The organism is Hoylesella marshii DSM 16973 = JCM 13450 (genome assembly GCF_000146675.1).
Taxonomy (GTDB): domain Bacteria; phylum Bacteroidota; class Bacteroidia; order Bacteroidales; family Bacteroidaceae; genus Prevotella; species Prevotella marshii.
Genome location: NZ_GL397214.1, coordinates 1,412,988 through 1,425,280, shown reverse-complemented (window position 1 = coordinate 1,425,280; position 12,293 = coordinate 1,412,988). Strand labels below are relative to the sequence as shown.

Genomic DNA, 12,293 nt, shown 5'->3' with positions numbered 1-12,293 from the left:
CGCCAAGCACTTACAGAACATGGAAACCGCTCCGCAATTTCGGAGATAGGCAAAGTGATGCGATTATCTTCAAAAATGAAGATTGTCCTAAACTGAATGAGATTAGCTTAAAAGTTCTCATTAGAGACTACTGCAAAGACGTGAAATATATCAGAGTAGGCAGCAGGGAATTTGTTAAACAGAAAAACGATTAAGAATATGAGAATAAGAAAAATATTGATTTTTATAAGCTTGGCACTTGTGCTGCTTGGCTGCGAAAACAAACTTTTCAAAGGTTTTTTAGTATACAAGGAATATACGCCTGGACACATGGACGACACAGAGCCAATAGTTGTACAAGAGGCAACGTTCGTTCCCGTTCGCCCCGTTATTGTCCCACATAGGCATGTCCCCCAATATGTACCATCAAGTTGGATATTCTATGTCGCCAACAAGGACGAAGTAAGGCGGTTTGATGTTGATAGCCTTACATACACACGACATAAGGTCGGAGAAAGAATAGTTATGGATTTTAAATGACAAGAATATGGAAAGGAAAACATACGTAATCACATTATCAAGGTGTTTCCCCGTCAAGCATAGCAAGGCGGGAGAACCGACGCTGTTTCGTGAAGCTTTTTATGCAGGTCTGATTTTTAACAGAAGTTCAGAATGTATCTATGTGCGCCCAAAACTGCATACTATCCGCGCTAACTATCCATTATGGGAGAAGCACATCAAGGAGGTGCAGGCTGGTAATGCTGTGTTATCTGTCCGGCAGTGGACGGGCAGGCCGTATCGCAGCAAACAAGTAGAAATAGCACGTCTGACGGCTAAAGACGGAGTGGGAATACAGAAACTGTCATTTGACAAGGACAAAGACGGGGTGTCATCGTTTAAGTTCTTTGATATAGATGGGAGGTGCTTCGACAGGAAAACTCTTGCTAATAATAACGGTCTATCGCTTGAAGATTGGGAGGAATGGTTACGAGGTTACGACCTCTCAAAGCCTCTTGCGATTATTCACTTTACGAAATTTAGATACTGATATGAAAAAAATATTAGATGCTTGCTGCGGGAGGAGCAATCCATTGGGTATGTTTCATGAAGGGCTGATGTAATTTCGAATATAAAATCTATGTTACCAAGAGTATATACCCCCCCAATTTAACTATGTAAAGGTACTAAAAAAATCCGATATTACCAAATAAAAATCATATTATTTTACCTTTAAAAAGGTATATATTTTCCTCAAGTAGAGCCGTGCCAGTTCGGATGAATAGGTACGGCTCATTTCATTTCAAATTGGACGGAGGCAGGCGTAAAATCCCCCGTACCCCCTAAATTTTCAAGAAAGCAAGGAAAACACGACTTTTGAAAAATAATTTTCAGAAAAACACTATCCTACAATCCTACAATCCTACAAATTGAATTTTCTTTTCAAACTATATTTTATATAACTATCTATATATCATATAATTATATTGTTTTATTAATGAAGGTAAGTTTGTAGGATTGCTTGTAGGTTTGTAGGACGATGTAGGAAATAGATTTTTTTGTAGGAAATGGTTTTTTCGGAATCCCATCCTACAAATTTGCGCTTTTCAGGTCGTTGTAGGACGGTATTGGTTCACGTTTTTGAGTGAAATAATGCAATTTTTATTTGATTAATTTTGCGTAAGTCTTTGATATTTAGTATTTTTGCATAAGCGCCCTCTACGTTTTGTAGGATTGTAGGACGGTAGGACGCAAAAAAAAGTAAAACTGCTATGCACAAAGAAAAAAGAGCCCTCAAAAAAAATACAGCAATCAGAATAGAACCTTATCTTGCTGAGTATGTTGCAGGAAAATACGGCGTGGAACAAAAAAACGGGGCGGTAAAAATACCTTACACTTCCGACCTGTACCATTGCATTTGGGAAAATATGTCTCGTAAGCGTTCAAACCAAACCGAACCTGAAGATGGTAATCTACTCATTCAGTTGCCGTTTCGTAAAGCAGGCAATGGAATACCATGGAAAGATCCTGCCTATTACAACTACCTTTCTCCGTCAGCCTCCAAGATAATTGAAGCTCAGATTCGCCGAATGTTTAACTTCGAGCTGCATCGTGTGCTATTGGAGAATGAGGAGTTTGGACGTCAGCGTAAGAACTTGGATGTTATATACGATTTCATTCGCACCTACCATCTGAAATCCATCTCGCCTGATGCGTTGCTGAAGAACTTTTATCGCTTTCGCAACCGTCTGCGCCCAAAGAAAGTACGTCAATATAAAAAAACAGTGCTTAATTAACATCATTTAATGCAGACCGAATGCCCCTTTTTGTCATTCAAATTTACAGACTATGATAGAGTTCTCAAATCTTATTCAAGTTACACCGACTACTTCGGACAAATCTGCTCACTCTAAAATGTATGAATTCGTAGCAGATTCTTTTTCCTACATCCCACAACTCACTGACAATGAATCAGGAAGTTTTTGGAATTGTGACAAAACAATTGTGATAGACTTGCCTGACAGTGAAGCCCGCCATTTCTTCTCCATCGAGCGTAACGCTATCGTGACAATTAAAACTTCTGACCGACGTAAATATCAGATAGGAACACCGGATATTCCTGCTCGGGTGCAGATTTCTTCTAATCTGACATCGGCTAATCTTGTTATTAAGTGCAAAATGCTCATTGACCCACTTCTGTAGGTCTTTTGTCTACACCTTATTATATGGTACATTCGCATCAAAATATTTTTGATGAACGAATTACAGAATCTTCTTGCTTCGGGAAAACCGTTGTTTATTACCATCGACGGTTTTCGCCAGGCCATGCTTGCTGCTTTTCCCATCAATGGTAAGGCAGAAGGACAATCTGGAGTAAAGGCTGCCTGCTGCTTTTCTCCGGAAGAAATTGCTGTCTATCTGAAAGACCATACTGTGTATCAGTTTGAGACACACGTTGCTCTTCAGGATATTTTGAAGGTACTGGCACAGGATAACGACACGTCTACCGTGACGCTTACCGACGAGTTTGATGACGAACAACTTCCGGATAATTCCATAGCCTACCATCGCGTATGGGGTACGGTTATGGCAGACAGTTACTACTGGTTCTCCTCCAAGCAGCTCGCAGCCGACCTCCATGCAGCCGAAGCCAATCCGCAGATTTCCTGCCATTTTCTGCATATCAACTCCCCCGGGGGCGAGGCGTGGTATCTCGACCGTCTGAGCGAAACGCTGCGTGCCTGTCAGAAACCAATTCTCACTTTCTATGAGCAGATGTGCTGCTCCGCCGGCTATTATATCGGTTGTCATGGCAACCGTATCTATGCGCTTACCGACAACGACTACGTCGGCTGCATCGGCACAATGTGTAGTTTCTACGACTTTGAACCTTACTTTGAGAAGCTCGGCATCAAACGCGTAGAAGCTAAGGCCACCAATTCCGATTTGAAAAATAAGACCTTCGACGACTTGCGTCACGGTAAGGACGAAAAGTTTGTGCATGATATTCTCGATCCGCTCAATGTTCAGTTCCTTGCCGAGGTGCGTTCTCAGCGCAGCCAACTCGCAGAACTCCCCGATGATGCGCCGGTACTGCGTGGCGAAACTTTTTATACCCCACAGGCAGTGGAACTCGGACTTACCGACGGAAGTCATACGATGCAGGAGGCCATTGCCGAAGCCGTGACCATGGGGCGTGAGTACATTGATGCCAACAAACTGAAGACTGCCATATATAATATTGTTTAATGCTTTAATTTTTAATTGTTTATGAATTTCAAAGAGAAACTTACCTCCGTTCTCGAATTCCTGCACCTCAAGCAGAAGTTCGATGAAAAAAGTCTTTCCAAGGAAGAGTTCAATGCTGTCGTGGCCGAATACCAGAAGAAGTACCAGGTTACGCTCAACGATGACCTCGCCGCGGAGCAGACTGCGCAGCAGACCGCACAGCAGGCTGCAGAGTTCCAGACCACGCTCAACACCATCCAGTCGGTTCTCAACGGCATAGAGACAACGGCTGCCACAGAGGGTGACGAGGGCGCACGGCAAAACCAGCCACAAAGCAATGCCACGCTTGAGGGCATTCTTGAAAGCATCAAGGGGATGCGCGCCGACTTCAAGGCAATGGCCGAGAAACCTGCACCTGATGTCCCGGCACAGACCGTCAGTGCTTCTCCGCTCAACATCAACGGATTCGGCAATACACCCGAATATTTGTTTGGTGTCGAGCATCCTTTGTTTTCCATGAAGAACCGCTGGAATCGGATTGCAGCGAATCCTCGTGCGGCAGCTGCCATGCCGGAAGTTGACGAACAAGTGGACGGCGTTGCCTTTTACAAGGCAGCCTGCAACTTTGCCAAATCGCTCAAGAATCGCTATCAGTATCTCCAACAGAACAAGATGCTTGATGCGCCTGCCCTCGCTGCAGGTAAATACGCCACCAACTATGAGGGTGTGGACAATGCCGGAGTCGGCGACCAGTTCGTCGTATTGCGTCAGGACGCACTCATCGCCCGTGTGCTTCAGGTGCGCGACATGACCCAGTTCTTCCCTGTCGCTTATGGCTATCAGGATCGTGGTCTCGTCTTCAACGCATTCTTCGACGAGGTTTCACAGGCTTATCAGGCCGGTGAGGTCTTCAAGGGCGGAATGAAGATAGAAAACCACATGGGTTATGTGGACGATGCGATGATCAAGATGGAATGGGGCCCGATGAAAGAGCTCGAGCGCAAGTACATCGGCTACCTTAATAAGGAAGGTTCCGATCCCATCAAGTGGACGATGATTGAATACCAGCTGCTCAACACGCTCACCACGGCTCAGGTAGAGCAGAACAAACGCCGTATGCGCGGCATCTATGTGAAGCCCGAGAAAGGGGTTGCCGGTTCTTACCTCAATGCAGCCACGGGCTTTCTCTACACGCTGTTGCGCTATGTCCATCAGTACGACATCAAGCCGCACACCGACGAGGATTACCGTTCCTACACGCAGGCCACCATGCTCGCAGCCGTGCAGGAGTTTATTGCCGATGTACGCAGCTCCGTTACTGAGGATATGGACATCGACCAGCACTGTGTCTATCTCAACAAGAACCACCAGTCGTGGTGGATTAAGAATGTCCGCACCACATACGGTAAGGACACGGACTTCAGCGGCCCGATGGGTGCGCTCAATGTCGTTCCCGATAGCACGGTTCGCATCATCTGGCTGCCTTACCTCGGCCAGCTGCCGTTCATGATGCTGCATCAGCCGGGCAACATCCAGTTTCTGGAATTTGTGCCGGGCGAGATGCTCTCCATGAAGATGCAGGAACAGATGGAGCAAGTCCGTGCGTGGAGCACTTGGAAGGAAGGTTGCTCTGCCTCGTTCACGGGCCGTCGCTTCGACACCAAGAAAGCGATGGACGACAATGCATGGGAGTGGCAGCAGATCTTTATCAACCTCTTTGCCGGCACCATCACTGATAAAGTGGACGCAGCCAACGGCTTCTGGCAGGTAACGGGAACAACCACCACGCAGGACACCTACACCGATATTGCCAATGCCAAGGCCGGTGTGGCTTACTGCATCGAGGCTGGCGTGTCCGACCATCTGCCGAAGATTGCCAAGTCGGGCAAGTTCGCCAATCTCTCCGCCGCGTTCACCGCTACGGCTGTGGGCGACTACATCATGGTGATTCTCGGAGGCGACGGCAACTTCCGCGAGCTGGAGCGTTGTGTAGGTGGTAAGCGCACTATCAACAAGGAACTTCAGCCCAATGTTCCGGGTGGCCGCTAAGACAAAGAGTTGATTTGTTTATTAAATTTATTGTGTAACCGTAGGGAGCCGTTCCGGCGGCTCCCTGCAAAAATAAAAGAAAAATGAAAAAGCCAAACATTCAAAAACGCTGCCGTGCGTACAATCCTCTGAAGGGCTTTAACTACGCCAACCGGCAGGCACGCAATATGTTCATGGTCATGTTTGCCGTATTCGGCGTAGTGCTTATGCTCGGCGCATTCTGCGACCATTCGTTTCTGCTTGCCGGTAGTTCCGGCCTGTCCCTTGCGTCAATGGCCATACTCGGGCACATCGATGATGTGTCCGACCGTGACACCCACGGCTCCGACATTTCCTACATCGTCTATCTCATCGCTCTCGACCAGATTGACCGTACCAAACCGTTTCCGCAGCCAAATGCTAACCGTGAGGTGGCTCCCGTACCGTTGAAGCCGGGAGAGATACCGCACTATTTCGAGGCGCACGACATCCCGACATTCACGGGAACCACCGAGAAGGGCGACATCACCACTACGGGCGAGAATAGTTTTGTAATCATCATGGGCGGTGCCCGTGTGCCGCTCTACAACTTCATTGAGGAGTACAGCGGCGGTAAGTTCATCCTCTTCTTCAAGCATATCAAGAAGAAGGAGTGGTACATCCTCGGCGAGCTGGAACGCCCGATCATCCTCTCCAACACCGAGACGAAGGACGACAAGGACGGTCGTTACACCACCTTCACCTTCAAGCGCTCGTCTGTCGACCTGCCACTCGTCTATACCGGCAACCCGGCCGTAACGGCGGCAGGAAGCGTGGCAGCCGGAGCGACCACCATCGCCATCACCCCGGCGTCCAACACCTACACCGTAGCCAACGGCACATCCGCTGCCGCAGCCATCGCCACCGTGTCCGGACTCAGTAAGAGCGACAAGGGACGCTACATCACGCTCATCGGAGCAGGAACCGACAAGCCCGCCACCATTGCCGATGGCTCCACCTTCATTCTCGAAGACGGTGCCACATGGACAGCCAAGACAGGCGCGTCTATCACGTTCCGTGTATTCGACACCACGACCCTCGTCGAAGTGTCGAGAACCGAAGCATAACCATCGGGTGTTGGGTGTAAGATGACAGGTGCTGATAAAACAGCATAGGCCACCATCACCCAACACCCATCACCTAACACCTTTATATTATGTATAGCGCAAAAGAAAAACTATATTACTTCCGCCAGCTCGCCAATCCGCTGGCAGCCGAGGCCGACCTTAGCTTGCTGCACGGTAAGAATCCGCAGAGTACGGACTTCACGCGCTTCGACCTCGCACCAAGGAAGAATGCCGAGGATATTCTGTTCGCTCTGCTCGATGTAGCCGACCACGACGACATTGTGCGCAACCGGCGTGAATTCTTCTCGCAGCAGCCGGCAGACAATGAACCTCCAACGAATCCCGACGGCAATCCCGTTGTTGACGGTGAGGGCAACGAGAACCCAACGAATCCCGACGGCAATCCCGTTGTTGACGGTGAGGGCAACGAGAACCCAACGAATCCCGACGGCAATCCCGTTGTTGACGGTGAGGGCGGCGAGAACCCAACGAATCCCGACGGCAATCCCGTTGTTGACAGTGAGGGCAACGAGAACCCAACGAATCCCGACGGCAATCCCGTTGTTGACGGTGAGGGCAGCGAGAACCCGACAGGTCCCAAAGGTACCCCTGTTGAAAGCCCCGTGGATAACTCTACAGAAGAAGGAGGAGGAGAGGATAAGTCGCCGAAAAAGCCAGTCACTCCAAAAAAAAAGAAGAAGAGTACCCGCAAATAGACTGGACCAATCTTGACGATGCAGATGTGCAGATGGCCACCGTTCTCTACAACGACCGCATCAACACATGGCGAAAGATGAAGCAGCTCGACGAACTGCTGGAGACTGCACCCACCGCACAGGCCGTAGCCGAAATGGCAGAACTGCGCATCCGCAATCTTCAGGCATTCGCCGAGCTGCAGTCGTTCAACAACACGGGCAAGTTCCTCTGCCACCACCCCATACTCTTTGGCCGCTCAGAGATAGCCCAGCTCATGAAACTGCTCAAGGCCGACCCTGCCGAGTTTCTGCGCCGCCATAAGAATGTGCTCGACAACATCAAGCGTTACCGTTCATATCTCAAACGAGGCGACCGTAAGGACCGGCGACAGCTGGATAAGCAGAACCTCGAACGATACTGGGAACGTGAGAGATTATTTAAAATGGTTTTAGAACAACAAAGTAAATAGCAATGGAAAATAGTATAAAAGTTTTTAATTTGGGCAATCTTCCTACAGCCCCGCTGGACTCTTTTATCGAACTTCAAGAAGACTTTAAGAAGCCTGATGCAGACAAATTATCGAAGCTGCAGATGCTCATCATCACACGTGGTTTTAAGTATTCATTTAAAGTTTGGAAAGACCCTGACGGAAAACTATGGATTATTGATGCGCATCAGCGTCGGAAGGCTCTACTGGGGCTCCGATCTTATGGTTTCACTATTCCCGAAATACCATACGAGGAAATTCAGGCATCTGATAAACGAGAGGCTGTGGAGGAAATCGCCGCCTACAACTCAGAGTTTGCTCAAAAAAATCCAGATACGCTTCTTTTCACGAAGTACAACATCAATGGAGATGATCTCGCCAAGTTCAATCTTGGTTATGAAGTGAAACAAAATGACTTCTCTGTCGGCACTGATAAGTTGTTTGCTTCAGAAAGTGATACAACCGAAATTAAAGAGGATGCCGTAGAACCCCTTCCACAAGAGGATAATGATGTTTTTGCTCGTCCTGGTGACGTCTTCAGGCTTGGAAATAACAGGCTGATGTGTGGAGATTGTCGTGCAAAGAAAGATGTCGTAGCCTTGATGAATGGAAGAGTAGCCGATATGATTCTCACGGATCCTCCATACAATGTAAATTACGAAGGTGGAGGAGATAACAAACTCACCATCCAGAACGACTCGATGGAGAATGACCTGTTCCTTCGGTTTTTGCAGTCTGTATTCAACATGATGTTTACTATTATAAAACCAGGTGGTTCCTTCTATGTTTTTCATGCGGACTCGGAGGGCGAGAATTTCCGTCGCGCAATTCGAGAGGCAGGCTTTAAGATAGCTCAGTGTTGTATTTGGGCTAAGGATACACTTGTCATGGGACGGCAAGACTATCAGTGGCAGCATGAACCTTGTTTATATGGATGGAAGCCTGGGGCTGCTCATTTTTGGAACGCCGACCGAAAGCAGACAACTATATGGAATTTCGATAAACCCAAAGCCAACAAAATACATCCAACAATGAAGCCTGTTGCCCTGATGGCATATCCGATCACTAACAGTACTAAAAACGGTAACATTGTTGTAGATATGTTCTCTGGGTCTGGCTCTACTATCATGGCATGCCAGCAGACCGATCGTATCGGCTATGGTATGGAAATCGATCCAAAGTATGTAGCGGCTACGGTACGTAGATTCATGGCAATGTTCCCGCAGCAGCCTGTGTTACTGGAAAGAGATGGTGCCATCCTCTCAGCTTCTGAAACCGAAAAGATTATTCTATGTCAGAGTTAGTCAAAGAGGGATTGTCAGACGAGTATGTAAACCATGTGCGAACATTCGGGGCGTTAAGCTATACCCCCGAGCGTATTTGCCAACTGCTCGGGCTGAGAAAAGCCAAACGCATAGCCCTGTTATACCGCATAGGCATTCCCGGCGATGTCTATTGCGAGGCATATCACCAAGGGTGTGCACTTGGTGAGTATAATATTGATGCAGAACTCGCTAAGAAAGCGGAGAAGGGAGATGTTGAATCTATCACACTGTTGGAAGAACGTAAGAACGAGCGTTCTGAAAAAGATCTGCGATTTAAGTTGTTTGGTATATGATAAAAAGTGATATTGAGAAATTAGACTCTATTCACCCTGACCTTATATCTACATTCCTAACGAGTGGAGACTGTGAAGGTATTCCTACTGATATAAAGATTTTCTTACAGCAGTTACAATGGTCTGCCGAAATTTTCGAATTTGAACGAAACATAACTCGGGCGGCAAAGAAACTCCGTTTGCGAATTAATGCCGAACAGCACATCAAAATAGAGGAGCGTACTTGCATGGCGAGAATATATCAAGCCATCAGCTACTTCCAAGTCGATTGCAATGTGCCTATTAAAGTTTGGGAAAGCAATTTTGCGAACAAATACGAAGATTTGGCCAAGTTGTGTGCCAAACGACGTGATTATAAGGGGATGAAGGCCTGTTATGATGCTGCTTTGGAGTGTCGTCGACGTGCATCGGAGATAGCTGAAGCCGACCGCGATCTCGGTGTGACTTTCATCATTACTCCCACTATCACTGCCGAGGAACTCGGCTTCTCGAAAAAGAACCTCAAGGAGATTGCTGCCAAGCACAACCAAGGCTTCTATGTTACGCTGATTAACTCGCTGCCTATTGAGACGAAAGAGAAAAAACGGCTGCTGCGCGATGCGGACATACAGGAGGCGGAAATAGTGGAGGAAATACAGAATGACTGATCATCAACAGAATGAAAGTGTACTCAACTTCGAGCACTACTACATGAACCATGTGCAGCTGCTGGCCAACATTATCGACCCCAACATGCTTTATGCCGAGTGGGCACGTGCAACGGGTAAGACGGAAGGAGTAATCGTGCCACGACTCATCCGCGTGGCGAACGACATGCCGGGCGAACTGTCGTTTCTGGTTCACAAGACATACGTTGCCCTGATGACAAACGTGTGGCCGAACATTCAGGCTTCGTTCTCACGTCCCGTCATCGTGAACGGTAAGCAGCGGGCAATGTTGGAATATGGCATAGACTATGTAGTGGGCGAGGCAAAACTTCCCTCCCACTTTCGTCACCCGCGTTATCCGATTGCCTATGCCAAGCACTCGGTTATCTTCCGCAATGGGGCGCACCTGCAGCTCGTGTCGTCCGACCAGCCCGAGAGTGTGGCAGGCCGCAATGCCGTGCATGCTTTCGTGGAGGAGATGAAACACAACAGCGGCGAGAAACTCAAATCGCGCCTGTTTCCTTCGCTGCGTGGTGGCTCTGCAGACATCCGGCGGTCGGCTTACTATGAGGGCGTGACGGGCGTGAGCGACACCGCCCGGGTGGATTTGGGCGAAGACGATTGGTTTGAGGAGTACGAGAACAAAATGGACCGCCGGCTTATCGACGAAATAGCTTCTGTGTCGCTCGCTATCAACGCATCGATCTACCGCATGTTTGCCATGAAGAAGGAACTGAAAGAAACCAAAAATCCCATCATCATGGAGAAAATACGGCTCGAAACGCAGAAGCAGAATGCTTTTATCGCACGTTGGAAACCACGTCTTGCTGATATGCGACGCAATGCCATCTACTACATTCGTGCGTCTTCGTTCTGCAATAAAGATATCCTCAGACCGAAGTTCTTCAAAACCCAGCTCGACACCCTTGATATGGACGAGTTTCTGACCGCCATCTGTGCCATCCGGCATAAGGAGGTAACGAACAAGTTTTTCACTTCCTACGACCACGAGCGGCACCAGTTCAAGGACAGTTACATCTACGACCAGATTCTGAAGCTGAACCTCAAGGACCATTTCACGCTCACGGCACGCTATCTGCGCCACTACGATAAACGGGAACCACTCTATATAGGCTACGACCCGGGCAACTTCCAGTCACTCATCGTCGGACAAAAGAAGGAATACGGTCGCCGTTTCGATATCATCAAGGAGTTTTGGGCATACATCCCCGCTGACCAGCAGAACCTCGCACAGCAGGTGTACTCTTTCTTTGGTACTGATGCTGTAAATAAGGTTATTCATCTCTATCCAGACCGTGCAGGTAATAAAACCAAAGAAGAACTCGAACAAATCACCACCGATTCGCTGACAATGAAGGCAGCCTTAGAGGGTTATGGTTTTTCGGTGTTCCTCTACAACGACGGTGCACCCACCATCTACCACTGGCAGCAGTTCAGACTTTGTCAGTTGCTTTTTGCCGAGAAACTTCCACAGTTGCCAAAGGTGCGCGTCGACGAGAATGAGTGCCCCAACCTTTGTAGTGCCATCCTCGTTAGTCCGTTGAAGAAAACAAATGGCAAAATAGAGTTGGATAAGTCGAGCGAGAAAAAAGAAGAGTTGAAACGCCGTCCGGGACTGACAACGCAGCTTCCGAGTGCAATGATTTACCTTTTGTATGGTCTTTATTCGGATATTATCAAGAAAGAATTAAGCTCTTTGCCTGATGATTTGCCTGAAAACATTACCATATAATACTTAAATAATTACCAAAGAATGATATAAAAAGTGCGTAAAGTATAGTAATAACGGGCGCTATTTACATAGGTTAAAACCTTACCTTGTTGAAAATCAATAGTTTGTGTTTTGAAAAGGAAAAAATAAAATGGATAAATACCGCCCATTACCACGCACCGCTGATTTTTGATAATGAGGTGCACCCCTTCAAAAGGGCGGAAATATGACGGCCGGCTCCACGTTCCGTCCTTTGCACCCTAAGCGGAATACC

At 47.8% G+C, this 12,293-nt stretch carries 13 protein-coding genes; all 13 read left to right on the top strand.

What is annotated here, in order from left to right:
• The first annotated feature begins 198 nt into the window (after positions 1–198).
• Complete coding sequence (locus tag HMPREF0658_RS05980; protein WP_006949330.1) at positions 199–519, top strand: hypothetical protein; 321 nt, start codon at positions 199–201, stop codon at positions 517–519.
• A 7-nt stretch (positions 520–526) separates the two neighbouring features.
• The gene (locus HMPREF0658_RS05975) at positions 527–1,027 is read left to right on the top strand and encodes a hypothetical protein (protein WP_006949329.1); all 501 of its coding nucleotides are present in this window, start codon (positions 527–529) and stop codon (positions 1,025–1,027) included.
• A gap of 721 nt (positions 1,028–1,748) precedes the next feature.
• On the top strand, positions 1,749–2,273 hold the full coding sequence (locus tag HMPREF0658_RS05970; protein ID WP_006949328.1) for a hypothetical protein: 525 nt from the start codon (positions 1,749–1,751) through the stop codon (positions 2,271–2,273).
• 52 nt (positions 2,274–2,325) lie between these two features.
• A complete protein-coding gene (locus tag HMPREF0658_RS05965; RefSeq protein ID WP_006949327.1) occupies positions 2,326–2,679 on the top strand; it encodes a hypothetical protein in 354 nt (117 codons plus the stop codon).
• 51 nt (positions 2,680–2,730) lie between these two features.
• A complete protein-coding gene (locus HMPREF0658_RS05960) occupies positions 2,731–3,726 on the top strand; it encodes a S49 family peptidase (protein ID WP_006949326.1) in 996 nt (331 codons plus the stop codon).
• 21 nt (positions 3,727–3,747) lie between these two features.
• Complete coding sequence (locus HMPREF0658_RS05955; RefSeq protein ID WP_006949325.1) at positions 3,748–5,754, top strand: hypothetical protein; 2,007 nt, start codon at positions 3,748–3,750, stop codon at positions 5,752–5,754.
• An 83-nt stretch (positions 5,755–5,837) separates the two neighbouring features.
• Positions 5,838–6,839 (top strand): hypothetical protein, encoded by a 1,002-nt coding sequence (locus tag HMPREF0658_RS05950; RefSeq protein WP_006949324.1) that lies wholly within the window; start codon positions 5,838–5,840, stop codon positions 6,837–6,839.
• A gap of 89 nt (positions 6,840–6,928) precedes the next feature.
• Positions 6,929–7,555 carry a hypothetical protein gene (locus tag HMPREF0658_RS05945; RefSeq protein WP_006949323.1) on the top strand — a complete coding sequence of 209 codons (627 nt, stop codon included), beginning with the start codon at positions 6,929–6,931 and terminating at the stop codon, positions 7,553–7,555.
• A 32-nt stretch (positions 7,556–7,587) separates the two neighbouring features.
• Entirely contained in the window at positions 7,588–8,004 is a 417-nt protein-coding gene (locus HMPREF0658_RS05940; protein ID WP_006949322.1) for a hypothetical protein, read from the top strand.
• 2 nt (positions 8,005–8,006) lie between these two features.
• On the top strand, positions 8,007–9,326 hold the full coding sequence (locus tag HMPREF0658_RS05935) for a DNA-methyltransferase (RefSeq protein WP_006949321.1): 1,320 nt from the start codon (positions 8,007–8,009) through the stop codon (positions 9,324–9,326).
• Positions 9,314–9,640, top strand: a complete 327-nt coding sequence (locus HMPREF0658_RS05930) for a hypothetical protein (RefSeq protein WP_006949320.1) — start codon at positions 9,314–9,316, stop codon at positions 9,638–9,640. The genes HMPREF0658_RS05935 and HMPREF0658_RS05930 overlap by 13 nt, the downstream gene beginning before the upstream one ends.
• Complete coding sequence (locus HMPREF0658_RS05925; RefSeq protein WP_024990833.1) at positions 9,640–10,287, top strand: hypothetical protein; 648 nt, start codon at positions 9,640–9,642, stop codon at positions 10,285–10,287. The genes HMPREF0658_RS05930 and HMPREF0658_RS05925 overlap by 1 nt, the downstream gene beginning before the upstream one ends.
• The gene (locus HMPREF0658_RS05920; RefSeq protein WP_006949318.1) at positions 10,280–12,040 is read left to right on the top strand and encodes a hypothetical protein; all 1,761 of its coding nucleotides are present in this window, start codon (positions 10,280–10,282) and stop codon (positions 12,038–12,040) included. Before HMPREF0658_RS05925 ends, HMPREF0658_RS05920 begins: the two co-directional genes overlap by 8 nt.
• Positions 12,041–12,293: the final 253 nt, after the last annotated feature.